The sequence below is a fragment of the Streptomyces sp. NPDC017991 genome (genome assembly GCF_044328075.1).
GTDB lineage: Bacteria > Actinomycetota > Actinomycetes > Streptomycetales > Streptomycetaceae > Streptomyces.
In genome coordinates this window covers 445,262-469,391 of record NZ_JBIRGP010000004.1, presented here as the reverse complement: position 1 = coordinate 469,391, position 24,130 = coordinate 445,262, and the positions used below count along the sequence as shown (strand labels likewise).

General features: G+C 71.9%; 19 protein-coding genes. 10 read left to right on the top strand and 9 right to left on the bottom strand.

Annotation, left to right across the window (positions count from 1 at the left end; all coding sequences use genetic code 11):
• The first annotated feature begins 105 nt into the window (after nt 1-105).
• On the top strand, nt 106-558 hold the full coding sequence (locus tag ACH4DZ_RS14825) for a hypothetical protein (protein ID WP_398287457.1): 453 nt from the start codon (nt 106-108) through the stop codon (nt 556-558).
• Between the two features lie 133 nt (nt 559-691).
• Here the strand turns inward: ACH4DZ_RS14825 and ACH4DZ_RS14820 are convergent, their stop codons facing one another.
• The gene (locus ACH4DZ_RS14820; RefSeq protein WP_398287456.1) at nt 692-2,746 is read right to left on the bottom strand and encodes a PA14 domain-containing protein; all 2,055 of its coding nucleotides are present in this window, start codon (nt 2,744-2,746) and stop codon (nt 692-694) included.
• A 202-nt stretch (nt 2,747-2,948) separates the two neighbouring features.
• Here ACH4DZ_RS14820 and ACH4DZ_RS14815 point away from each other — a divergent pair, with 202 nt between their 5' ends.
• Nucleotides 2,949-4,001, top strand: coding sequence for a DUF6215 domain-containing protein (locus tag ACH4DZ_RS14815; RefSeq protein ID WP_398287454.1), 1,053 nt, complete (start codon nt 2,949-2,951; stop codon nt 3,999-4,001).
• A gap of 63 nt (nt 4,002-4,064) precedes the next feature.
• Here ACH4DZ_RS14815 and ACH4DZ_RS14810 read toward each other — a convergent pair whose 3' ends face one another.
• Complete coding sequence (locus ACH4DZ_RS14810; protein ID WP_398287453.1) at nt 4,065-5,732, bottom strand: hypothetical protein; 1,668 nt, start codon at nt 5,730-5,732, stop codon at nt 4,065-4,067.
• Nucleotides 5,733-6,201: 469 nt separating this feature from the next.
• On the opposite strand from ACH4DZ_RS14810, the gene ACH4DZ_RS14805 reads away from it, so the two are divergent.
• On the top strand, nt 6,202-6,963 hold the full coding sequence (locus ACH4DZ_RS14805; RefSeq protein ID WP_398287452.1) for a polysaccharide deacetylase family protein: 762 nt from the start codon (nt 6,202-6,204) through the stop codon (nt 6,961-6,963).
• Nucleotides 6,964-7,019: 56 nt separating this feature from the next.
• On the opposite strand, the gene ACH4DZ_RS14800 is transcribed toward ACH4DZ_RS14805, so the two are convergent.
• Nucleotides 7,020-9,698, bottom strand: a complete 2,679-nt coding sequence (locus ACH4DZ_RS14800; protein ID WP_398287451.1) for a hypothetical protein — start codon at nt 9,696-9,698, stop codon at nt 7,020-7,022.
• 303 nt (nt 9,699-10,001) lie between these two features.
• Between ACH4DZ_RS14800 and ACH4DZ_RS14795 the strand changes: the two genes are divergently transcribed.
• From ACH4DZ_RS14795 to ACH4DZ_RS14785, 3 genes are all read left to right on the top strand, one after another.
• Nucleotides 10,002-10,553: a DUF4232 domain-containing protein gene (locus ACH4DZ_RS14795; RefSeq protein ID WP_398287450.1), complete on the top strand. Its 552-nt coding sequence runs from the start codon at nt 10,002-10,004 to the stop codon at nt 10,551-10,553.
• 210 nt (nt 10,554-10,763) lie between these two features.
• Nucleotides 10,764-11,447 (top strand): DUF4232 domain-containing protein, encoded by a 684-nt coding sequence (locus tag ACH4DZ_RS14790; RefSeq protein WP_398287449.1) that lies wholly within the window; start codon nt 10,764-10,766, stop codon nt 11,445-11,447.
• A 91-nt stretch (nt 11,448-11,538) separates the two neighbouring features.
• Nucleotides 11,539-12,447, top strand: a complete 909-nt coding sequence (locus ACH4DZ_RS14785; protein ID WP_398287448.1) for a peptidoglycan-binding protein — start codon at nt 11,539-11,541, stop codon at nt 12,445-12,447.
• 102 nt (nt 12,448-12,549) lie between these two features.
• On the opposite strand, the gene ACH4DZ_RS14780 is transcribed toward ACH4DZ_RS14785, so the two are convergent.
• Entirely contained in the window at nt 12,550-13,842 is a 1,293-nt protein-coding gene (locus tag ACH4DZ_RS14780; protein ID WP_398287447.1) for a phosphatase PAP2 family protein, read from the bottom strand.
• Nucleotides 13,843-14,049: 207 nt separating this feature from the next.
• Nucleotides 14,050-14,433: a hypothetical protein gene (locus ACH4DZ_RS14775; RefSeq protein ID WP_398287446.1), complete on the bottom strand. Its 384-nt coding sequence runs from the start codon at nt 14,431-14,433 to the stop codon at nt 14,050-14,052.
• On the opposite strand from ACH4DZ_RS14775, the gene ACH4DZ_RS14770 reads away from it, so the two are divergent.
• Together ACH4DZ_RS14770 and ACH4DZ_RS14765 are read left to right on the top strand one after the other, a co-directional pair.
• Nucleotides 14,378-15,505, top strand: a complete 1,128-nt coding sequence (locus tag ACH4DZ_RS14770) for a sulfite reductase flavoprotein subunit alpha (protein WP_398287445.1) — start codon at nt 14,378-14,380, stop codon at nt 15,503-15,505. The two genes, ACH4DZ_RS14775 and ACH4DZ_RS14770, sit on opposite strands and share 56 nt — an antisense overlap.
• Before the next feature lie 2 nt (nt 15,506-15,507).
• Nucleotides 15,508-16,425, top strand: coding sequence for a hypothetical protein (locus tag ACH4DZ_RS14765; RefSeq protein WP_398287444.1), 918 nt, complete (start codon nt 15,508-15,510; stop codon nt 16,423-16,425).
• A 55-nt stretch (nt 16,426-16,480) separates the two neighbouring features.
• Here the strand turns inward: ACH4DZ_RS14765 and ACH4DZ_RS14760 are convergent, their stop codons facing one another.
• The 4 genes from ACH4DZ_RS14760 to ACH4DZ_RS14745 all read right to left on the bottom strand — a co-directional run bounded on the left by ACH4DZ_RS14760 (nt 16,481) and on the right by ACH4DZ_RS14745 (nt 21,912).
• A complete protein-coding gene (locus tag ACH4DZ_RS14760; protein ID WP_398287443.1) occupies nt 16,481-18,436 on the bottom strand; it encodes a YncE family protein in 1,956 nt (651 codons plus the stop codon).
• Between the two features lie 199 nt (nt 18,437-18,635).
• A complete protein-coding gene (locus tag ACH4DZ_RS14755; protein ID WP_398287442.1) occupies nt 18,636-19,676 on the bottom strand; it encodes a TAXI family TRAP transporter solute-binding subunit in 1,041 nt (346 codons plus the stop codon).
• The gene (locus ACH4DZ_RS14750; protein WP_398287441.1) at nt 19,673-21,142 is read right to left on the bottom strand and encodes a sensor histidine kinase; all 1,470 of its coding nucleotides are present in this window, start codon (nt 21,140-21,142) and stop codon (nt 19,673-19,675) included. The genes ACH4DZ_RS14755 and ACH4DZ_RS14750 overlap by 4 nt, the downstream gene beginning before the upstream one ends.
• 11 nt (nt 21,143-21,153) lie before the next feature.
• Nucleotides 21,154-21,912 carry a response regulator transcription factor gene (locus tag ACH4DZ_RS14745; RefSeq protein ID WP_398287440.1) on the bottom strand — a complete coding sequence of 253 codons (759 nt, stop codon included), beginning with the start codon at nt 21,910-21,912 and terminating at the stop codon, nt 21,154-21,156.
• A gap of 211 nt (nt 21,913-22,123) precedes the next feature.
• Between ACH4DZ_RS14745 and ACH4DZ_RS14740 the strand changes: the two genes are divergently transcribed.
• Both ACH4DZ_RS14740 and ACH4DZ_RS14735 read left to right on the top strand, forming a co-directional pair.
• Complete coding sequence (locus tag ACH4DZ_RS14740; protein ID WP_398287439.1) at nt 22,124-23,149, top strand: amidohydrolase family protein; 1,026 nt, start codon at nt 22,124-22,126, stop codon at nt 23,147-23,149.
• Between the two features lie 5 nt (nt 23,150-23,154).
• Nucleotides 23,155-24,129, top strand: a complete 975-nt coding sequence (locus ACH4DZ_RS14735) for an amidohydrolase family protein (protein ID WP_398287438.1) — start codon at nt 23,155-23,157, stop codon at nt 24,127-24,129.
• Nucleotide 24,130: the final 1 nt, after the last annotated feature.

Here is a 24,130-nt window from a genome sequence, read left to right as displayed (position 1 = left end):
CGAGATGTGGTGTGGTCCTACCGGACACCGTCGCCGAAGGAACGGCGAGCGACCCGGCGAGCTTTCCGCTCCGATCCGGCGGACTCCCGTTTCCTCTGAGTCGACGTGCCCGTCACCGGTTCACCCTGGCGTGCGGACCGAGAGGCTTCCTGGCAGCTGGCCGCCGTGCGCCGGACGGCGCAGGTCATCGTCTACGACCGTATGCTCCGGCGGGAGGAATCCGACCGGACGACGCAGCCCGAGTGGCAGACGCATTCGACGGAGGCCCGGGCATGGGCCACCATGCCACCGCACGCGCCCAGTTGGTCGAGACCCGTCCGGTGGCTGCGCGGCGCCCTCTACGGCGCGGCCCTGCGGACGGGACTGTTCAAGGCCGAGACGGTCGTCGGCGCCCCCACCGAGAACTCCGACGGATGCTTCTGGGTCGCCCGCGGCTCGGCGTCCGGCCCCCTCCTGAACGGCTCGGTCAACCTGTGCGGCAAGGCCGCCGGCATCGCCGTACGCGGAATAACAGGCTCCTTCGGCGCCGCCCTCTCCAGCCCGCACGTGGAGAACTGAGGCGGGCAGTCCCTGACCGGGGTCCTAGAGCCGTCCTTCACGCGTCCAGGACCCCGAGGCCGCCCAACTCCTCGGACCGGAGCCGGCTCACCGGCCTCGGCCCGGCGGGACACGGTCCGTCCAGTGCCGCGGGCTAGACGCGGTCCTGGAACACGCAGTGCCATACGTGCGTGCCCGCGACGCTGCCGTCGGCGCGTACCGCCTGCAGGGTGTAGAAGTGCGTGGTTCCGCGTGATGCTGTCGTGTCCGTGTAGGCCTCCGTCCCGGTCGGCAGCAGTCCGGTGTGCAGAGGCTCGTACGCTTTCGTGGCCGCGTTCCAGCGGCTGATCCGGTAGCCCGCGACGGTGTCGCACTCCGCCGTCCTGGTGCACCTCCAGCCGATGGACGGGCCGTCCTGCGCGGCTCCGCCGATCACGGTTCCGTGGGCCACGGTGCCGAGGTTCCAGTCCCGGGTGACCGTCACGGACGGCCGGACGTCCAGCTCGGTGACCTCGACGGGGGTGACCTTCGGGTCGCTCGGGTGCAGCGCGTTGCCCCAGCGGTCCCTGGCGACGATGGCGTACACGTACGTCTCGCCGTCCGGCAGGTCGCCGCAGAGGAGCGCGAGGGGGTCGCCCGTACCGTCCCGGCACTCGGCGGAACCGAGCCACTTGACCGTGCCGTCGGCCTGCCGGACTCCCGTCCAGCCGTCGTAGCGCTCGACATCGTCCTCGGTCGAGGCCGCCCAGCTCATCAGTACGCCGTCGGCGCGCGGGGTGGCCTTCAGGCCGGTGACCGGGCCGGGTGCGACGCGGTCACCGGTGCGGACGACGAGCGGGGCGGACAGCGCCGACTCGTTGCCGGCCGGGTCCACCGCCGTGACCGCGTACGTCACGTACGTGCCCGCGGGCATGTCCACGTCCTCGCAGATGCCGCCGGAGTTGGTCTCGTCGCTCTCCTCGGCGCAGGTCACGCGGGTGAGCGCGGCCGGGTCGAGGGTCTTGCCGGGCGAACGGTGGACGCGGTACGTCCCGCCGTTGGAGAAGTCCTCGTCGAAGCCGTCGGGCTGCTTCCAGTACACCTCGGTGTGGCCGACGCGGGCGATGGCGGCGAGGGCGATAGGGGACTTCGGCGGGGTCCGGTCGACGCCGTCGCCGGTGGCGGTGGTGTACGCCGACGGGTTGCCGAGCGCGTCGAGCGCGCGGACCCGGTAGTAACGGGCGGTGTTCTCGGGCGCGTTGGCACGGTACGACGTCGTGGTCGTCGTACCCAGCAGCTCGAACGGGCCGGTGGCCGCGGAGGCGGCGTACACCTCGTACCGCGCGGCGTCGGCGACGCCCTGCCAGTCCAGGGTGGCCCACCACGCGTCGCCGGTGACCGTGAGACGGGTCGGCGCCGCGGGGCCCGTACGGTCCACGCTCGTGACGGTGACGTCGGAGCTGCCTGCCGACTCGCGGCCCGCCTTGTCGACGGCGCGGACCTCGTACAGGAAGGTCTGGCCCGTGGCGGGCGTCGCGTCCACGTAGGACAGGGAGGTGAGCGGCGCCGAGCCGCTGACCTTCGCCCACGGGGCGGTGCCCAGCCGCCGGTACACGCGGTAACCGGCGAGGTCCATCTCGTTGTTCGCGTTCCAGCGCAGGGTCGTCTTCGTGGTGTCCTGGTTGTAGTTGCCCCTGAAGCCGGCCGGGGCGAGCGGCTTGACGGTGTCGACGGCTGCCGCGGTGCGTGGCGCGTACGTGAACGAGGCCTGGGCGCGGCCGGTCCAGGCGACGTAGTCCACGCGGAGTGTGTGCTTGCCCGCCGGGATGGTCAGGTCGACGGTCTTGCGGGCGGTGGCGGAGACATTCTCCCAGAGGTTGATCTTCCGTACGCCGTCGACGTAGACGCGCATGCCGTCCTGCGTGGCGGCGGAGAGCCGGAAGGGGCCGCCGGAGCCGAAGTCCCGGGTGAGGGACCAGCGGACGGAGAAGTTGTCCTTGGGCAGCGTGACGCCGGGCGGGTCGCCGTATCCGTAGTCCTCGGCGACGACGGAGTCGCACGCGGTCAGTTTCGGGGTGCCGCTGAAGGCGGAGTTGCCGAAGTACTGCGCCTTCCAGAGGGGAGACGCGCAGGTGACGGCTGCGGAGGCGGGGGCGGCGGTGAGCAGGCCGCCGGCGGCGACGAGGGCGGCCGTCGCGGCCACCGCGGTCAGCCGGGTACGAGTCAGCACAGAGAGTGGGGCCCTTTCCGGACCATGGGGAAGCATGGGTTACGGGTCATGGGTAACGGGTGTCGGGTCACAAGTGACGGGTGATGCTTGTGTGACCCACGAGGTGGGCGCACGGTTGCCCCCGTTTCCGCAGGCTCTGCACGTGCCCGGAACTGTGGCTTCCATCACAGCGGAAGTGATCTTGGCCTGGTGAGATCACCGGATGCTCGGTTTCCTCATCCGTCTCCTGCCGTTCTGGGTCCGTGAGCCGCTGCTCATCGTGCTCGGTTCCGTCCTCGGCGTACGGATCATGTATCTCGCCGTCCACGATCACGATCGGATCGCGGCGGGTCTCGGCACGGTGTTCCTCGTGTTCACCGCGATACGTGTCCATATGGTGGTCCGGGCCCTGCGTGCGCGCCGGCACCCGAGTCCGCCAACCTCCGCGGACGGGGACGGGGACGGGGACGGAGGCGGAGGCGGGGACGGAGGCGGGGGCAGGGTTGCAGTTGATGTGGTCACCCAGCCGCCGGCTCAGCCCCGAGCCGACGCTCCGGAGAAGGAGCCCAACGCGTGGGGGCAGGCCGCCGCGGCCGTGGCCGTGTTCGGGGCTCTCGCGGTCGCGCTGTGGGCGGCCCCGCGTTTCATGCCGTCCACCGACAACACCCCGCAGGCCCCCTCCTGTTCGGACGGGTCACACGAGGAGCTTCCGAAGGCCTACAAGGACTCGCCCCGGCCGGTGACCGGTGAAGAACTGTGCAAGGCGCTCAACCGGCCGGACCTGGCCGAACTCCTCGGCACGCCGGGAGAGACCGCGACCTCCGTCTCCAGCACCAACAACACCGCTCCCCTGACCGCTGAGAAGGTCGCCCAACCGGAGGCCACGGTCACGTTCGACACGTACACCGTGAATTTCTCGGCCACCTACAACAAGCTGTCGATCGACCAGTCCGTGAAGCTGATGAAGTTCGGGGACGAGACGGACGTCAGGACGCTCACGGTCCTCGGGCGGCCCGCGGTCCTCTCCTCGGCTCACACCATGAAGTTCGAGATCGATCTCGGAAGCAGCGGGTCCGGCGGGCCGGTCGAAGAAGGCCCTCTGGCCAGGTCGGTGTCCGTGGCCATGGACCGTGACGACCGGGGCGGCTACTGCGACGTCACCGTGTGGAGCACGTCCGGGACCCTCCCGGACGACAGCGTTCTCCTCGACATCGTCGAGACGGTTCTTCCGGGGATCCCCGAACGGCCGAACGGCCCGGCCGCTGAGGCACCCTGAGGCGTCCACGCCCACACCACCGCTGACGCCACGCCACGCCACGCCGACGCCGACGTTGATGTCTCATCGTGCCGGGTCTCCCGGGACGGGAGGTGCGTGGCGGGGCAGGTTCGCCGTTCGCTCGGCCGCGAGTTTGCGGTGGAGGTCGAGGAGCCAGTCGGGTGGGCTGTGGAAGAGGGCGGCAAGGTCGCCGACGGTGCTCACGTGCAGGTGCTGCCGCACGCTCGTGGCGTGTGCGATCTGGAGGGCCTTGGTGACCTGGCCTGGCAGCAACGGTTCGTCGTGCGGCCGGGTGAGCAGCCGTTCCGCCCGGGTCGAGATCAGCATGTGCGGATGAGGCGGCTCGCCCTGGATCCGGGGTGCCGGGCGGGAGGGGGCAGCCGCACGAGCCTCGTGCTCGGCGGTCGCCGCCTGCGCTGACAGGCGGGCCAGGCCGGCTTCTCGCTGCGCCGCGAGAGCACGGTGGGCGTCCTTCAGCCACTGGGGCGGCGAGGCGAAGGCGGCCTGGAGTTCGCGCACGTCGGTGATCACGAGTCCGCGGCACTCGAAGGTCCCCGGCGCCATCTGCAGTGCCTTGCCGACCTGGGTGGTGGTCAGGCGCTGCTCCGGAGGCCGGGACAGCAGTGCCTTCGCCTTCGACGAGACGAGCAGTTCGGGATGCGGCGGCGCGGTCGGCGACGTCCCCTGTGTGGGCACCCTGGCCTGGGCCGGTGTCGTGGGTCGGGGCGGTGTCGTAGGTCGGGGATGTGTCGTGCGCTGGGCCGGCATGACCGCGGGGGTGACGGCCGGGCGTCGTCGCTCGGCGAACGTGGTCAGTTTGGTGACCGCCGTGTCCGGGATGTGGCTCCAGCGGGGCTGCGGGCGGTGGTTGGGGCGGGCGGTGGTCCGGTGGTGGCGCATCGGGAGCCGCCAGCCCTCGTGCCGGGCCAGCCCGGAGGTGGCTCGGGCCTCGGCCTCCGAGATGCCGCCCTTGGCCGTCAGTACGTCCAGCAGGCGGCCCTCCGGAGTGTCCGGGCACTGCTCGCACGCCGCGCAGAGCCGCCATACGCGGCCCCGGATCTCCAGCTCGGCGGCGTCCGGCTGGGCCGGCCCGCCGCAGTACGCGCATCCCCACACCGCGTGCGCGGCCACCGTCGCACGGACGGTGCGTGGAAGTGGGCCGACGGGGGGAAGTTCCCGTAACAGGCCCTCCAGAACCGCAAGTTCGGCGGGAAGCGGCTCATCGGGGGCCGGCATTCCGGGTGTCGCCGTGAACGTCTGGCGGAGCAGGGGCCGGGGAGCCAGGGGAGGCAGTCCCAGCGCCGCACGCAGCGCGTCGACCCGGGCCTCGTCGGCGACGGGGTGCTCCGCCACCGTGCCGTAGACCTGGGGGCGCCCTTCGGCGACGCAGAGGGCGTCGGTCGCCTCGGCCAGGAGCCCGGCCGGGATCCGGCGCTTTCCCGCCGCCGCGGTGACCAGCGGCAGGACCGTGCGGATCTCCCGGCCGTCCAGGGCCAGCAGCACGCGGTGCGCGGCGAGCACCCCCTGATCGCCGACCTGCTCCCGGCCCGGCCAGCCGCGCAGGGAACCGCACGTCATCGCGAGGTACTTGAACGCCTCGCGCCGGCACTGGGCGGCGTAGCGGACGCGACCGGCCTTCTCCGCCGGGCCCGCCTCACGAACCCGCCGCCGGGTGTCCTCGACCCGGGCGGCCCACTGCTCCAGGCCCGCCTGGATCTCCTTCGTCAGCATTCCGGTCGGGGAGCGGCGGGGGGACGAGTGACAGGAGCAGGGGCGGGAGCGGGAGCAGGAGCGGGTGCAGGAGCGGGTGCAGGAGCGGATGCGGAGGCAGACGTAGGCATGGCGGAACGAGGCTTCCTGGTGGGGGACATGGGCGGCACGGCGGGCCCCATGCTGGACCACACCCCACCCGCCGAGATGGCTGCACGCGACCTAGATCACCCGTACGAGTGGACAGTCGGCCACAGCCGGGGCCGTCGAACCGCCGTGGGCGCGCGCCCGTCCCGCGGGCACCCCACTCGGTACAGCTTGGTACAGGTTCCCCAACTCGGCCTTTTGCCCCTCCAGTTGTCCGCGAACCTCTTCGGGATTGTCCTTGATCCGTAACGGGGCCGTTCGGGAGGCATCGTGGCTCGTACTGTTCTGGCTGTCGCCGGGTGACCGGGGAGTTGGTGGGTAACTTCGAGGGAGCGGGGCGGACATGGCGCGGCACAGTGGCGGACGCGGCTGGTACAGCAAGGTGCTCGGCGCGGCGCTCGGGGTGGCGTTGGCCGCCACCGGTGCCTCGATATGGACCGCGCAGGCCGGGACCGTGGGCGGTTCGTCGAAGCCGGCCTCGGCGGAGACCGCCGTCAAGCCGGTCGCGGCGACCATCGTGCACGCCTCCGACAAGGGCGCGCGCGGAGTCAACATCACCATCGACGACGGCCCCGACCCCGTGTGGACCCCGCAGATGCTCGACGTGCTGCGGGAGAACGGGGTGAAGGCCACGTTCTGCATGGTGGGGACGCAGGCCGAGGCCCACCCCGACCTCGTGAAGAAGGTCGTCGCGGCGGGGCACCGGCTGTGCGACCACTCGGTGTCGCACGACACCGCCATGGACAAGCAGTCCCAGGCCTACCAGTCGAAGCAGATCCTCGACGCCGAGCGCATGATCACCAAGGCGTCCGGCGGCGTACGGCCGATGTACTACCGGGCGCCGGGCGGTGCCTTCACCCCGTACAGCCGCAAGCTCGCCGCCTCCCGCGGTATGCGCCCGCTCGGCTGGAACGTGGACACCAAGGACTTCGAGCGGCCCGGCACGGCCGCCATCGTCGCCACCGTCGAGGAGCAACTGCCCGAAGGGCCGACGCTCCTCTTCCACGACGCGGGCGGCGACCGCTCCCAGACCGTCGAGGCGCTGCGCCAGGTCCTCCCCCAGCTCAAGCAGGAGGGGTACTCCTTCGGGTTCCCGGTGCGCTGATTGCCTGTGCGCTGATTGCCGGGGCCCGACCAGGGGAGTGACCTGGGGGAGTGGCCTCAGCGCACGTCCACGTAGTCGCCCGTCGCGTTGGCCGCGGCCGTGGTCGACGTGGCGGCGAAGCTGTAACGCCAATAGCCGTCCGTGGCCGCCTTCACCGTGGTCTTCAGGTTTCCGGAGCTGTCCGAGGTGACCGTCTTCACGGTCGTGTACGCGGACGCTCCCTTCTTGCGGAACTGCAGCTTCACCTTCTGGGCCGAGTAGCCGTGGTAGCCGCCGCGCGTCTCCCAGTCCACGCGGGACAGCTTGCCCGTGACGGTCAGGGTCCTGCCCTTGGTCACCGGCTCGGGAGCCGCGTTCGCCGTCAGCTTCGCGTCACGCAGGAGAGCGATGGTTCCGGCCGCGTGCACGTCGGCGTGGCCCTTGCCGTCCGCCGACTCCGCCCACGCCGCCACCTTCCACGTACCGGCGAGCGAGTTGCGCCCCAGGGTCCAGCGGGGCTGGATGTAGGCGAACTGCGTCTCGCAGGTGGAAGTCGTCGCGGTGGCCTCGGTGCAGGCCGCGGACCAGGCGCCGTGGAGGACGGCGTCGGGGGTGTCGTACGAGCCCTTGTACAGGTACATGTCTCCGCCCGCGATCCCCGAGGGGTCGGTGGCGGTGAACTTCGCCGTGAACTCCTGCAGCGGCGTGTCGGTCAGCTCGACCGCCTTGCCCCCGTTCACCACGACGTTCGAGACGCGGGTCGCACCCACCGTCTCGTCGCCCTGCGGGGCCGGGCCCGCGAACGCCCGCGTGATGGTGCGGCGCAGGACGCCGCCCTGGTCGTCGGCGGCGGTGACGCGCAGGGAGACGAAGGAAGCCGTCGCGGGGACGTCGACCGTCGCCGAGCCGTCCGCCGCGAGAGCCGCGTCCGTCCAGGTCGCGCCGTCGTCCGTGGAGAAGGCGAGCCCGGTGACCCGGGTGTTCGCCTGGGCCGCGTCCGTGGCGCGGGTCGTCGCGCTCACCCCGATCCGTACCGGGCCGGCCGTCGCGCGGCCGAGGCTGTTGAGGCCGGGGACGTCCAACTCGGTGTCGATGAGCGGGAGTTCGCCGCCCGCCGCGTAGTCCGAGCGGAACGTCCATTCGCTGCGCACGTCCGTCGAGAGGCGGGTGTACGGGACCCGGCGGTGCGCCGTCTGGTCGAGGGTGTACGTCCGCTGCTGCGAGGGCAGAGCGGCCGACGTCAGCGTGTCGTAGGCGTCGAGCCCCTCGGCCTGGGCGTAGGTGACACCGTCCGAGGAGCTGAGCTCGTACGAGTACGTCGCGCGGCCGTCGGTGCCCGGGTGGCCGGCCGTGTCACCGAAGGTGTGCGGCTCGTACAGCCAGATCTTGCCGGAGTTGCGCTGCGAGCCGCCCCACTCCCGGCGGACCGGCTGTGCGGGCGCCGCGCCCACGGTCTCGCCCGCGCCGGTCCCGGCGGACAGCGTGCGGTCCGGGAGGTCGAGGGTCATGTCGCCCGGGCCGTAGGAGAACAGGCGGCCGTAGGTGACGCCCGGAGTGGCGTACTCGGTGATCGCACCGGCCGTCGGCACCGCGGAGCCGATGTAGACGCCCGTCCACTCGCCGAAGGACGGGACGCTCTGCAGGGTGGCCGTCGTCCGCGTGCCCTGGGCGGCCACCTGGGTGACCGTCTTCGCCAGGGACGACGTACGGACCGTCTTGACGGGCGTGGCGGGCACGGTGGTGGTGAAGCTGTGGGTGAGGTCGTAGCGGTAGGGGCTGGGCGCGCTCACGGAGGAGCCGGCCTTGCCGAGCAGCTCGTGCAGGCGCAGCGAGACACCGCTCAGCGAGAACGGGGTGACGTACACCTTGTCGGCGGCCGAGCCCGCGAAGCCGGCGAGGTCGCCGCCCGGGACGCTGATCCAGACCGCGGCCGCCTGGCGGGTGGCGGTGGTGTCGTCGGTGCGGATCGCGGTCTCCTTTGCCGCGCGCTGGTCGAAGCTGACCGTCTTCGCCGCCGAACCCACCGTGAAGCTGCTGGTGAGCAGGTAGCTCGGCTCCTGCCAGTCGTTGTGCAGCGCGACCGAGAAGTAGTCACCCGGCGGCAGCTTCACGGTCGACGAGGCGCCCGCGGTGTCGCTGTTGACGGCGTACGACGTCCAGGTCCTGCGGTTCCAGACGTAGAACAGCTTGGAGTCCACGTCGGCGTGCGTGATGCTCAGCTTGACCGAGTACGTCGCCGCGGCCGCCTTCGCCGTCGCGGTGGCGCCGGTCGTGGCGGCACGCCGGGTGCCGCCGGCTTCCGTCGGCAGCGGAAGCGTCGCCGTCGGGCCTTCGGACGCGGTCGTGCCGTCGTCGGACGCGGGCTTCCGGGCCGGCCGCACGGACACCGTGCCGTTCAGTGACGCCACGGAGTAGCGGGCTTCGTGGGCGTCGCCCCGCGCGTCCGCCGTCACCCGGACGTCCCGTCCGTCGATGAGTTCGACGCCGCCGTCCTCACCCGTCCCGGCACTCCGCCCGGTGCGGAGTTCACCGCCCTTGCCCTCGTTCTCCGCCGGCGAGACCACTCCCACCGCGGCCCGCCCACCGTCCGACACGGACGCGGACACCGACGTCGCAGCAGCCGCCGTCGAAGCCGTCGCCGACGCCGTCGCCGCGAGAGTCGGCTGGGGCGCGAGCAACGCCGAGGCGGTCAGCGCCGCCCCGCACAGCCCCGCCGCCGTGCATCTTCGAAACCGCCGGGCGTGAAAATCGGACATCGATTGCCCCCCTGATGTTCCCACTTGACTGTCCCCTGGGACCGTCCCCGGCACATCTGTCACGGGCGACGGTCAGCACACTCTAAATGGTGGTGCGCCGGCGTTCCGTCCGGCGTTCCAGGCAGGTCAAGTTTCCGCAGGTCAGGGCCAGTTTGAGCATTCCAGCGTCCCGTAATTCCCGGTGGAGTGGCGGATGGGACGGCGGGCGGCACAAGGTGGGGTCATTCCCAGCACGGCGCCTCGCCGGGGGTCACCCACCGGGTGTGTGCCACCCACCCGACGTTCAGAGAAAGCAGTCCACCCATGCGTAAGAGCACTCGTTCCTTCTCCCGTACGGCCGCCTCCTCCCTCGCCGTCGCCGCCCTCGCGCTCGTCGGGTTCCAGGCCACCGGGCAGACCGCCTCCGCCGCCACCACGGCCGCTAAGGCGTCCTCGATCGCCACCTGCACGACGGCGAACACCAAGGTGAGCGTCAGCACGGTGTCCCGGCCGATCAACCACCTGCTGCTGAAGGCCACCAACACGGGCACCAAGCCCTGCTACGCCTACAGCGCCCCCTTCCTGCGGGCCGGTGCCGACGCCCAGGCCCCGCTGCAGTGGGTCGAGGAGAGCACTCCGCAGTCCGTGCTGATGCTGGAGCCCGGCCGGTCCGCGTACGCCGGCATCCTGACGTACTCCCCCGACGGCGAGGGCGGCAGCCAGGCGAAGAACCTCGGGGTGCTCCTCACCGACAGGAACGGCCACGCGACCGCCGCGGAGAAGAGCCTGAAGCTGCCGGGCAGCGGTGTCTTCTTCAACAGCGCCGCCGCCGTCACGTACTGGCAGGACAACGCGGCGGACGCCCTCGTCTGGTAGCCCGGAGTCCGGCCCGGATCCCGCGATCCGCCGTGGCCATGTCACCAGCGTGTGACAGCGCTGTCCTGGTACGACGGCGGTGGGATCCCTCTGCCTCTCGGACCCCTCATAGTGATCAAGCGCGCAGCGGGAGGCCGGGACCGTTCCGGACCCGGCCTCCCCGAACACTCTTCTCGGCCTCCCCAACTACAGCTCACCAAAGGGAACTTCATGTCTGGCAACCGTCGCAGGGCCTTCCTCGTCTCCGCCGTCGTCGTGGGCAGCGCGCTGCTGATGACCGCGTGCCAGGAGACGGAGGACAAGGCCAAGGACACCGGCGCCGGGGGGAGTTCCTCCTCCACCGCTGCGCCCGACGACGCGGCCACGCCGTCCGGTTCGTCGAGCGCGGGCAGCGACCAGGCCGCGGACAAGGGGAAGGACTCCGACGCGGGCGAGGAGAGCGGGAACACGGACGGCTCCGGCGTCGACACCGGCGACGGCACGCGGGAGAAGGTCGAACAGGGCTGCGGCGCCAACGACATCACCTGGAGCACCAGGTCCGAGAGCCAGGCCGGCGGATACGTCCTGATCATCGCGAAGGCGAAGTCGGGGATCACCTGCTACCTGCCCGCCGAGCTGCCGACCGTGGCGTTCGGATCCGACGGCACCGAGGCGGGCCCCGCGGAGCAGAGCGTCGGCGAGCAGATCAAGCTGAGCGGGAACGTCACCGCCTACGCGGGAGTGAACCCGAAGACCACCAACTCGGACGGTGGCAAGGAGCTGGAGAACATCATCGTCGCCATCGGCAACGACGACCCCGACCCGGTCACCCTGCCGGTCGACACCATCACCGTCGACGAGCCGATCGTCACCAACTGGCACACCTCCCCCACCGAGGCCGTTCCCTTCAGCTGAACCGGGCCGGACCAACCGCGTCGATGAGTCGAAGTGCCGTCGTGGCCGTTCTTCAAGAATGTGCAGGACGTACTCGACCCAGGAGTCTGTGATGAGCACCAAGACAGGACCCCAGCGATACCCCTCCGCGAGCCGGGCCAACTGGTACCAGGACGATTTCGGCGGTGACCCCATGCAGGTCAACGTCGTCGTCCTGCACACCACGGAGGGTTCCGCCCTGCCCGGTTACGGCGGCGGCTCCTCCGCGCCGAACCTGACCGCGGTCCCCGACCTCGCCGCCAAGAAGCTGAAGTGGTACCAGCACTTCGACGTGGAGACCTCCTCCCGGGCCCTGGTCAATCTGGCCGGCGGCGTGGAGACGAACACCATGAACGTGTGCCAGGTCGAGCTGGTCGGCACCTGCGACCCGAAGACGCACGCGAAGTGGAAGTCCGCGGGCCGGGCGCACGTGTACTGGCCGGACGCCCCCGACTGGGCGCTGCAGGCGGTCGCCCGCTTCCTGGCCTGGATGCACGAGGAGCACGGCGTACCGCTGTCCGGCCCGAAGGCGTGGCCCGCGTACCCCTCGTCGTACGCGAACGGCGGCGGTCAGCGGATGTCGGGCGCGAAGTGGACGGCCTTCAAGGGCGTGTGCGGGCACATGCACGTGCCGGAGAACGTCCATGGCGACCCCGGCGCGATCGACTTCGCCAGGATCCTCAAGTACGCGAAGGCCGACCTGGACGTGGACGACGACACCCCGGGGACGACCACACCCGCCGTCCCCGCGTTCCCCGGACGCAAGTACTTCGCGGCCGGGGCGTCCAACGCGTACGTGCTGCAGCTCGGCAAGCAGCTGGTGAAGCGCGGCTTCGGCGACCACTACAAGGTCGGCCCGAGCAAGAACTGGGGCGAGGCGGACCGGCTGAACGTCCGCGACTTCCAGAAGTCCCGCAAGGAACTGCGCGGCGACGCCGACGGCGTCCCCGGCCCCCTGACGTGGCGCCTGCTGTTCTCCTGAACAGCCCTCAACAGCCCTCGGAGCCTGTGTCCCAGCGGGCGGCGGGGGCGCGCAGGGCGGACAGGGGGTCCTCACCGTCCGACGACCCCGGCCTCCCGGTGCTCAGGCCGGTTCGGGCTGGGGGTCCAGTTGGTGTGCCGGGGCGGGCTTCGGTTCCCACGCCGTCGTGGTGCGTACGTAGCCGTGGATCACCGAGGCCGTCGCCAGGACGACCAGGGGGCCGTAGATCCACGGGTGGCGGGCCATCTCCGACGGCAGGAAGCGGTACGCGACCAGGAGCGCGGCGAAGACACTCGCGCCGTGGGCGGTCAGCCGGATCCCCGAGCGGTCCCAGCCCCGGTCGTACGAGCGCAGGGCCGCCTCTATCGTGAGGACGAACACCACACCGGCGATGAGGTCAGCCCCGTAGTGGTAGCCGAAGCCGAGCGTGGCGGTCAGTGTCGCGATCAGCCAGAACGCGCCCGCGAACCGTATGAGCCTCGGGCCCTTCCGGGAGTGGATGAAGATCGTGACGGCCCACGCCGTGTGCAGGCTGGGCATGCAGTTGCGCGGGGTGATCTCGTCGAAGCCCATCGGCTGCGGGGCACCGATCGGCGGCGGCGTACGCGGCCACAGATCGCCCACCGCCCACTGCGCGCTGGGCTGGCCGGCATCCGACCACATGCTGACCCCCGCCCAGTGCTCGACACCGGTACCGAAGGCGAAGACCGGCCCGACCACCGGGAAGATCATGTAGACGGCCGGCCCGAGGAGACCGACCAGCAGAAAGGTGCGCACCAGGTGATGGCCCGGGAAGCGGCGCTCGGTCGCGACATCGCGCAGTTGGTACAGGGCGACGACGACCGCGGCCACCGCGAGCTGCCCGTAGACGAAGTCGAGGAGATTGAAGCCGAGCGGGCCACTCGCGGTGACGAGCCTGCCCACCGGCCAGGAGAGGTTGCCCAGGGCGTGGTCGGCGGTCGCCATGTACTGGTCGAGCACCATCGGGCGGGTCTTCGAGGTGATGAGCAGCCAGGTGTCCCCGGTCTTGCGGCCGACCACCAGCAGCAGACCCAGCCCGACGCCCTTCAGCAGCAGAACGCGTTCCGCGCCGGTGCGGCGGGTGAGCGCGATGACCGCACAGCCCAGGATCACCCACAGCGCGCCGTTCCCGAAGGGGTGGCCGTCGGTCACCCTGATGTCGGCCGCCCACCGGACCAGCCAGAAGAGGGCGTCGATACCGAGCGCGGCGCCGACCGCGGCGAACCGTTGCCGCCAGGGGAGCACCACCAGCGTCAGCGCCATGCTCGCGTACAGCAGTCCCCCCGACTTGGGGGCGAAGACCACCTCGCGCACCTGGTTGGTCATCGGCCCCGGCAGGCCGTAGCGCCGCGCGGCGATCTCCAGCGTGATCATGAATCCGAGGGCCGCCACACCCACTGCGGCCCAGAGTCCCGCCCGTCGTCGGCGCCACGGGGAGGGCGCGACGCCGGGGTCTGTTCGGGCGAAGACCTGCGATTTTATATGTTTCAAGTTTTTCAGTCGATTGAGTAGGTATCGGGCAGGCCCGGGCCGGGCCCCTCAGCAGTGGAAGACGGGGAGATCAGGGGTCGGGTTCCGGTCTCACCCCTCGGCCCTGTGCCGCAGCTGTGCCACCAGCAGGGCCCCGGCGGCGGCCCCCACCGCGCCGACCGCGCCCAGCGCCAGGAATCCGCCGGTCGAGCGCCACGACAGCACCGACCAGCGGGACTGCGCGGAGAACAGCGATCCCGTACTCAGCCATGAGCCGGTCGAGATCAGTGACAGGGACGAGCCGATCGAGCCGACCGACAGAGCGCTGCCGATCGATCCGACGGACAGGGCCGAACCGACGGACCCCACGGACAGCACCGAGCCCACCGAGCCGATCGACAGCACGGAGTCCTGGGACCACAGCGACAGCGCCGATCCGGTGGAGCCGGTACCGGCGGAGCCACGACCGACCGATCGTACGGACAGCTTTTTCATAGGAACATCTTGCCTGCCCGGTGGCCCCGCCCGGGAGGTCCCGTACGCGCTTGCGATCCGCCACTACGAGTTCGACCTCGGCGACAACGGCATCACGTACGAGGCGGGCGACGCGCTGGCCGTCGTACCGCTGAACGACGACGCGCTGGTCAGGGCGCTGCTCGATTACCTGGGCGCGGGCGGCGACGAGGAGACCGCCCGGGTCCTGCGCGCCGAGCGCGAGATCCGTACCCCGTCCAAGGAGCTGATCGCCGACCTCGTGGAGCGGGCGCCGTCGAGCGAGCTGGCCGCGGTCGTCGCGCACGGCGACCGGTCCGACCTCGACTCCTGGCTGTGGGGCCGGGACGTGCTCGACCTGCTGCGGGACGCCGGGTCCGCCGCGCCGGGACCGGCCGAACTGCTGCCGCTCCTGCGGCCGTTGCAGGCCCGCCAGTACTCGATCTCGTCGAGCCCGCTCGCCCACCCGGACCGTGTCCACCTCACCGTCGCGTCGGTCCGCTACGGCACCGGGCAGCGTACGTACGCGGGCGTCACGTCGTCGTATCTCGCGGACCGGGTCGGCGCGGAGGCGCCCGTGGGCATCTACCTCCAGCCCAACGCCTCCTTCGGCGTCCCGGCCGACGACGACACCCCGATGGTCATGATCGGCCCCGGCACGGGCATCGCGCCCTTCCGCGGCTTCCTGCACGAACGGGCCGCGCGGGGCGCCTCGGGACGCAACTGGCTGTTCTTCGGCGACCGCCACCGCGACACCGACTTCGTGTACGAGGACGAGCTGGGCCGGCTGCGGGAGAGCGGCGTACTCACCCGGCTCGACCTCGCGTTCTCGCGCGACCAGGCCGAGAAGGTGTACGTCCAGACGCGGATGCGGGAGCAGGCGCGCGAGCTGTACGCCTGGCTGGAGGACGGCGCGCACGTCTACGTCTGCGGAGACGCCGCCCGGATGGCGAAGGACGTCGAGGCGGCCCTGCTGGGCGTCGTCGCCGGGCAGCGCGGGCGCGGGGACGCCGACGCCGCCGAGTACCTGGCGGACCTGCGCCGGGCGAAGCGCTACGTACGGGACGTGTACTGAGCATGACGGACCACGACAACCCCTACGGGCACGGGCAGTGCGCGTTCGAGGGGTGCTGCGGCAGACGGAACAGCAGTGTGCGGCTGATCGACGCGCGGATGCCGGAACTGGCCCGCTGCCTGACACTCTTCCAGTACGTCCAGGCGATCACCGGCGGGCCGGTCGCCCGCATCGAACAGGCGGGCAGCTACGCGGTACCGAGCCTGCTCGGCGAGGCGTTCGCCGTCCACCCGGGCTCGATCGCCCTGCGTGTCGACGGCGACGGGATCGCCTCGGCGGTGGTCGCGCGGGACGAGGACACCGGCACGGTCGCCCTGAGCCTGCTCGACGCGGACGGCCGGACCGTGCACCAGGGGCGGCTGCTCTCCGAGGGGGACCGCCTGCTGGCCGGACTCGCCCGCACGGTCGCCCCGGGGCTTCCGGCGGCCGGACCGTCCACCGCGTCCGGGGTACCGGCATGGGAGAACGGCGACCAACTGGCCCAGCTCGACGCGGTGTTGGCGGACGGCGGGGCCGCACGGCGCGCGGCCTTCCACCGCTACCGCGGGGAGCACCGGGCGATCGGGATCGATGTCGTGCCCGCGGTGCTCGACCACGTCTGCTCCGTCGGGCTGCCGGTCGGCGTCGCGGTGTTCGGCCCGGGGGCGATGCAGGCGTGCGGCGGCCGGGTGCACGTCACCGACCGGACCGTCGGCGGGCGGGTGTTCGCGGCGGTCGCGGAGAGCTCGGTGGAGATCGACCTCGCGGGCGTCCGGGCCTGCCGTCTCGTGCGCTCGACGGCCGCGCACGGCCCGACCTCGGCGCTCGAACTCGACGACGGGGACGGGCGCTGTGTCGCGGTCGTCACGCAGTTCGGGATGGTCGGCGAGGACGTGCACACGGCGTGGGAACACCTGGCGGCGTCACTGCCCGACGCCTGACCGGCCGGTCGATCGACACGGCCAGGCGTCGGACCCACTCACCAGTGCCGCGGCACTAGTTGGTGAAGGTGATGTACTTCCAGGCGCCGTGGGTCGTGGAGTTGACCGTGTCGCCGGAGGAACCGTTGATGTACGACGAGCGGACGCGGGCCCGGATGCCGGACTCGCCCGGCGCCTCCAGGGTCACGACGGACTTGCCGTTGGTGCCGACCGCGAAGTACTCGGAGCCCGAGTCGTACCAGGAGCCCTGGTAGTACACCTGGACCTGGAAACGCTGCTCGCGGCCCGCGTAGTAGTTCATCGTGGTGGTGAACTTCGGGTCGGTGTTCTTGCGGAACCACTGGTACGTCGTGGAGCCGATCTTCGCCGTCCTGTAGTGCTTGGAGACGGTGGTGGAGACCTTCGCCTTGGCGTACGCCGTCGACTTCACGGTCTTGGAGGCGTAGCGGGCGTCGCCGGTGAAGACCGCGGTGACCGTGGTGTCACGGGTCATGTCGACGGTCGCCGACAGGTTGCCACTGGAGTTGACCTTGGCCGTCTTCAGCAGCTTCTTCGGCTTGTCGGAGCCGAAGGGGTCCGCGTAGATCGCGACCGTACGGTTCTTGTACGTCGTCCCGAGGTGCGCGGTGAAGGAGACGTCCTTGCCGTACGAGTACAGCTTGCCGTTGTTGTTGAGCGTCAGCGTGGTCGCCTTGCGGGAGACCTCCACCGCGTCGGAGCCGGAGACGGCGCCGTGCGTGGCGTCGCCCGCGTAGGACACCTTGTAGGTGACCTTGCCGCCGGCGGGCGGGGTGTCCGCGAAGGAGAAGCTGCCGTCCGCCTTCGTCTTGACGGCGGCCAGCGCCTTGCCGCCCGGGGACTCGACGTCCGTACGGGTCACGCTCAGGGAGGTGCCCGCCGGGAGCGCCGACTTCGAGGTCAGCCTGCCGGTGACGGTGAGCTTCTTGGCGCGGTCCGACGTGGCGGGGGCCGACACCTTGAGGGCGGGCAGCTCCTTGGTCGGGTCGGACAGGCCGCGCAGCGTGTACGTGCCGTAGGTGTTCACGGAGACCGCGAAGACCTGGCTCGCGTCCGGCGCCCAGGCGAGCGCCCCGTCCACGAGGGTGTCGGCGCCGCTGCTGTTGCCGGTGTTGGGGAAGTCGTACTCCCGCACCGGTGTCTGGTCGCCCGGCCGGTGGATGTGGACGTCCGGGTCGTACCAGGAGTCGCTGCCGCCCGCGACGCTGCCGTCGGGCGCGACCCGCACCGCGTTCGGGTAGGCGTCGATGGGGTAACCGGGCTGCTCGGCCAGGTCGGTGGCCGCGTAGGCACCGATGCCGTAGCCGTACTCCGGGTCGCCCCACGAGGTGAGGACCTGGCCGCCGTCGGGCGTCAGATCGATCTGCCGCACCGCGGTGTCCATGCCGCCCTTGACCCGCAGCGCGGCCCCGTCGGCGGACACGTCGTACACGGCGAGGTCACCCCCGTTGCCGACCGCCAGGACACCGGGGACGGCCGGGTCGGAGGCCAGGAACATGCCGTAGGCGCCGGAGAAGCCGACGTCCCCGCGCTGGGCGAGGTGCACGACGGGCTCGGCGCCCGAGACGTCGAGCGAGCCGAAGTCGGTGCCGTGGGCGAACCAGATCCGCCCGTCCACCACCTCCAGGTCGCCGGGGGCCGCGCCCACCGGGTAACTGGCGGTCTGCGTGTACGTTCCGGTCTCCACCGAGACGATGCGGTTGCCGTTCTTGACGGCCGCGTACACCTGCCCGGAGTCGGCGGACAGCGCGAGGCCGCTCACGCCGGAGAGCCCGGCCAGGGTGGCCCGTACGGCACCCGTGTAGTCGGTGACGACGATCTTGCCGCCGGTGGGATCGGAGACGTACACGCGCCGGTGGGCGCCGTCCACGACGATGTCCCCCACGGACGCCACCGGTAGAACCTTCGCGGAGTCGGCCGACGCCGGACCCGCTGTGCCCGCGGCCAGAGCCGCGGAACTGAGGACGACCGCGAGTGTCGTCGCGATCGACATGCTGCGCCTGCGCACAGTGATGTGACCCCCCACAAAGAAGCCCGGTACTCGCCGGGCGTGCTTGGACCGGCCGCGTGTTCCCCTCGCACCGTCGACGGTGCGTACAGGCGGCCGAAGACGCAGCGTATGGCATGCCAGTGACAAAGGTGACCGGGTTAATGCCCGGCGCCCGCCGAAGCCGGGGCGGGGAGGTCGCGGCTCAGCCGTGCAGCGCCCGGTACGCCTCCGCCGCCCCGGGGTGCAGCGCGATACCGCCCGTGCCGATCAGGCTGCCGACGTCGAGGAACTGGGTGCCGACCGCGTTGTCCGGCACGAGGGCGCTCGCCCGCAGGACCAGCAGGCGGGTCAGTGCCTCGGCGACGGCGTGCGGCAGATCGGGGCGGCACACCAGCAGGTTGGACACCCCGATGGTCGCGACCCCGCCCGCCGACCGGTACGCGCCCTGCGGCAGGGACACCTCCTCCAGACCGGAACCGGCCCGGCCGGCGCGCCCGCCCAGCCGGGGCAGCAGCCCGGCCAGCGGCAGGAACCGCAGCCCCGGCCGTTCGTCGAGGTCGGACAGCGCGGGCAGAGGTACACCGCCCGCGACGATCAGCGCGTCGACCGTGCCCGCCCGCATCGCCTCGGCCGCGTCGGCCAGCGGGAGATGGAGCACGGGCACATCGGTGCCCGGGGTGAGGCCCGCGGCGTGCAGGATCCGGGCGCCGAGCACGGCCGCGCCCGACCCGGTCGCGCCGAGCGAGACAGGGTGTCCGGCCAGGTCGGCCACCTCGCGTACCGGGGAGTCGGCGCGCACGACGAACTGCAGGTAGGTCTCGTACACGCGGCCGATCGCGCGCAGGGGCACCGGTCGCGGGAAGAGGTCGGTGCCCTGGGCGGCCAGCGCCGTGTCGGTGAGGACGAGTCCGAGGTCGGCGCGGCGGTCGCGGAGCAGCCCGATGTTGGTGAGGCTGCCCGCGGTGGTGCGGACGCGGCAGTTCAGCCGGGGGTACGCCGACTCCAGTTCCGCGGTGAGGAGGCGGCCGAACGCCTCGTAGAAGGCGGTCGGTTCACCGGTCGCGATGCGCAGCACACCGCTCGGCCCGGGGCGCTGCCCGGAGGCGTCGGCGGTGAGCGCACCACCGAGAACGGCGACGGCCGCCGTGCCCAGGGCAGCGTGGAGGAGGGTGCGGCGGTCGAGGGTTCGGCGGTCGAAGGGGCGGCGGTCGAGGGAGTCGGGGCGGGGGCGGGGGCGGTTCACCGGGCATCACCCGGCTCGCCCCGGCCGCCGGTACCGCCCGCTCCACCCGGCACCGCGCGCGGCACCACCGCCCGCACCCGCAGCCCGCGCGGGCTCGCCGCCGTCAGTTCCAGTCGGCCGCCCCGGCCCGCCAGAAGCTGTTCGGCGATGGCGAGGCCCAGGCCCGTACCCGCCGTGCGGTTCTCGGGCCGGCGGCCCGAGCGCCAGAAACGCGTGGTGGCCAGGGCGAGTTCGTCCGTACCGAGGCCGGGGCCGTCGTCCGTCACCGTGAGGACGGCGACGCCGGACCCGGACCCGGACTCGCCCCCGGCCCCGGTGGCGCAGTCGAGGGAGATCTCGGCGCCCTCGCCCGCGTACTTGATGGCGTTGTCCAGGAGGATGTCCGCGATCTGGGCGAGTTCGCGGTCCGTGCAGGCGACCGGGACCGGGGGCGCGGCCGAGGTGAGGGTCAGCCGGGCTCCGGCGCGTTCGGCGACCGGTTCCCACAGGCGGTACCGGTCGGCCGCCACCGCCACGGCGTCGCAGCGGACGCCCGAGCCGTCGGTCACCGTCAGTTCCCCGGCCCGGTGTTCGGCGGTGGCGAGGGCGAGCAGGTCGTCGAGGAGGGTCTCCAGCCGGTCGAGTTCGGTGGTGACCCCGGTGTACGTGCGCTCGCCCGACAGGGCCAGGTGTGTCTGCAGGGCGTCGACCCGCAGCCGGAGCGCCGCCATCGGGTTGCGCATCTGGTGGGACGTGTCGGCGACGAGCCTGCGCTGCTGCTCCAGGGCCGCCGTGACGGTACGCGCCATGCGGTTGAAGCCGATGGCGAGCTGGCGCAGTTCGGGCGGGCCGCCCGCCCGGGTCTGTTCCGGCGGGAGTCCGGCGGCGAGCTGGCCCACCGCCCGGTCGAGCCGGCGCAGCGGGCTGACCACCCACCCCGTCGCGGCCCGCGCGAGGACCGCGCAGGCGACGGCGACCAGCGCGGCCCCGGCGAGGACGGCGGCCCAGCGCCGGGTGATCTCGTCCGCGGCGGTGCCCACCGAGGCCCGCAGCACGACGGCCCCGGAGACGCGGGTCCCGGTACCGGCGGGCTCGGCGAACATCCGGTACCCCCGTGACCAGGGGCGCAGCGCCCCCGAGGGATGTTCGGTCTGGTTGCGCAGCGCCGCGTCGAGCAGTTCGGCGACGGCGGGGTCGGCGGCCCGCATACCGCCGGTCTGGACGACGGTCCTGCGGCGCGTGTCGGTGACGACGAGTGGTTCGCCGTACAGCTCGGTGTAGCGCCGGGCCTCGGCGGCGACGGCCGAGGTGTCGCCGGTCGCCGCGGCCTGGTCCATGAGGGCCGCGAAACGGTCGAGGTCGGCGCTGCGGGCGAGGACCAGTTGCTGGGTGCGGTCGGACGCGGTGAACAGCAGCAGCGGTACGGCGAAGGCGGCCACCGTGATGACGACGAACAGCAGCAGTGCGGCCTGGACCCTCGTGCGCACGCGTCGGCCCCTCAGCCCCGAGGATCCCGGCTGTCCCGGCTGTCCCGGCTGCCCCGGCTGTCCCGGCTGTCCCGGCTGCCCTGGTCGTCCCGGCTGTCCTGGTCGTCCCCGAAGCGGTAGCCGAAGCCCCGGATGGTCGTGAGCAGCTCGGGGCGGCGCAGCTTGGCGCGCAGCTGGGTGAGGTGGACGTCCAGGGAGCGGGACACACCGTGATGGGCGTCGCCCCACACCTCGTCGAGCAGCTGCTCACGGCTGACGGCCGTACCCGCGCGCCCGGCCAGCACGGCGAGGATGTCGAACTCCTTGGTGGTCAGCTCGACCTCCGCCCCGTCGACCCGGACCCGGCGCGCGTCCAGCTCCACCTCGACGTCGGCGGCGCGGACGGTCCGTACGGCGGGAGCGGCGGGCGCGTTCCTGGCGGTGTTACGCCGGGTGACGGTGTCGATGCGGGCGAGCAGTTCGGCGAGGCGTACCGGCTTGACGAGGTAGTCGTCGGCGCCGAGGCGCAGCCCGCGCACCACCGACCGCTCGTCGCCGCGCGCGGTGAGCACCACCACCGGCAGGTCGCTCACCGCCCGCAGTGCGCGCAGCACGTCCAGGCCGTCGGTGTCGGGCAGCCCCAGGTCGAGAAGGAGCAGGTCGGAGCTTCGGTGGTAGGTGAGTACATCCCGGCCGTACCGGACCCGCCGCGTGACATGCCCGTGGTCGTACAGCGCCTCGACGAGCGCGGCGGCCACGCCGTCGTCGTCCTCGGCCAGCAGTACCTGCACCCGGTCCACCTCCTTCGGCCACTCCGACCCCTACGGGAAACGCGGCCACTCCCCGTAGCCACGTAACCGAATGTAGACCACACCGGCCCCGCGCCCCCCGGAGTGTTAAGGGGACGTTAGTTCTGTGTTCGGTCCTCTCGTGCGGCGGCGCGGGCCCGGGTGAGGCTGCACGGCACCCAGCAGAGCAGCTCGGCTTGCGAAGGACGCCGTCATGATCATCGACTGTCACGGTCACTACACGACCGCCCCTCCCGCCCTGGGGGCCTGGCGCGATCGGCAGACCGCCGCCCTCACCGACCCGTCGGCCGCCCCCGACCGCGCGGACCTGCGCATCGGCGACGACGAGCTGCGCGAGAGCATCGAGGCGAACCAGTTGCGGCTGATGGACGAGCGCGGCATCGACGTCACGGTCTTCTCGCCGCGCGCCTCGTTCATGGCCCACCACGTCGGGGACTTCGCTACCTCCGCCGCCTGGGCCGCGATCTGCAACGAACTCTGCTTCCGGGTCGCGCGGTTGTACCCGGAGCGCTTCGTGCCCGCCTCGATGCTCCCGCAGTCGCCGGGCGTCGACCCCGCCACCTGCGTACCGGAACTCACCCGCTGCGTGGAGGAGTACGGCGCCGTCGCGGTGAACCTGAACCCCGACCCGTCGGGCGGCCACTGGACCTCCCCGCCGCTCACCGACCGCTCGTGGTACCCGCTCTACGAGAAGCTGGCCGAGTACGACGTCCCGGCGATGATCCACGTCAGTACGAGCGTCAACCCGGCCTTCCACACCACCGGCGCGCACTACCTCAACGCCGACACCACGGCGTTCATGCAGCTCGTCCAGGGTGACCTGTTCGCCGACTTCCCGACCCTGCGCTTCGTCATCCCGCACGGCGGTGGGGCCGTTCCCTACCACTGGGGCCGGTTCCGGGGCCTGGCGATGGCACTCGGCAAACCGCCGCTCGAAGAACACGTCCTGGGCAACGTCTGGTTCGACACGTGCGTCTACCACCAGCCCGGCTCGGACCTCCTGTGCGACGTGATCCCGGCCCGCAACCTCCTCTTCGCCTCGGAGATGATCGGCGCGGTCCGCGACATCGACCCGTGCACCGGCCACCACTTCGACGACACCCGCCGGTACGCCGAGGCCGCCGACCTCTCCCCGGACGACCTGGCGGCGGTCCAGGAGCACAACGCCCGCGCGGTGTACCCGCGGCTGGACGCCCTGCTGAAGCGACAGGGGCGGTGACCCGCATGAGCGGATCCCTGGGCTCCCCCAAGACCCCCGGCTGGCTGGACTGGTACGAGAATCCGTCCGAGCCCACCTTCCGGCTGCCGCCGGGCACGGTCGACACGCACTGCCATGTCTTCGGCCCGCAGGCCGAGTTCTCCTTCGCACCGGAGCGCAAGTACACGCCCTGCGACGGCGGCAAGGAGGACCTGTTCGCGCTCCGCGACCACCTGGGGGTGGCCCGCAACGTCATCGTGCAGGCCACCTGCCACGGCGCGGACAACAGCGCCATGGCCGACGCCGTGCGGTCGGCCGGCGGCAGGGCACGCGGCATCGCGACGGTCCGCCCGGACATCGCGGAGAGCGAACTCCTCGCACTGGACGCGGCGGGTGTGCGCGGGGTGCGCTTCAACTTCGTACGCCGTCTGGTGGACACCTCGCCCGCCGACGACCTGCTCACCATCGCCAAGAAGGTCGCCCCGCTCGGCTGGCACGTCGTCCTCTACTTCGAGAGCGTCGACCTGCCGGAGCTTGAGGGCTTCTTCGGTTCGCTGCCCGTCCCGCTGGTCGTGGACCACATGGGACGGCCGGACGTGACGCGGCCGGTGGACGGCCCGCAGTTCACCCGCTTCCTGCGGTTCGTCGAGGACAACGACGTGTGGGTGAAGGTGAGCTGCCCCGAGCGCCTCACCGTCACGGGCCCGCCCGCCCTGCACGGCGACCTGCACGGCGAACGGCACGACGAACTGCACGGCGACCTGCACGGCGAGCGCCACGCCTACACGGACGTCGTCCCCTTCGCCCGCCGGGTCGTGGCGGAGTTCCCCGACCGGGTGCTGTGGGGCACCGACTGGCCGCACCCCAACCTCACGGGCCACATGCCGGACGACGGTCTCCTCGTCGACCACATACCGCACGTGGCGGTCACGGCCGAGCAGCGGCACAAGCTGCTGGTCGCCAACCCGATGGGCCTGTACTGGCCCGGCGAGGACTTCTGAC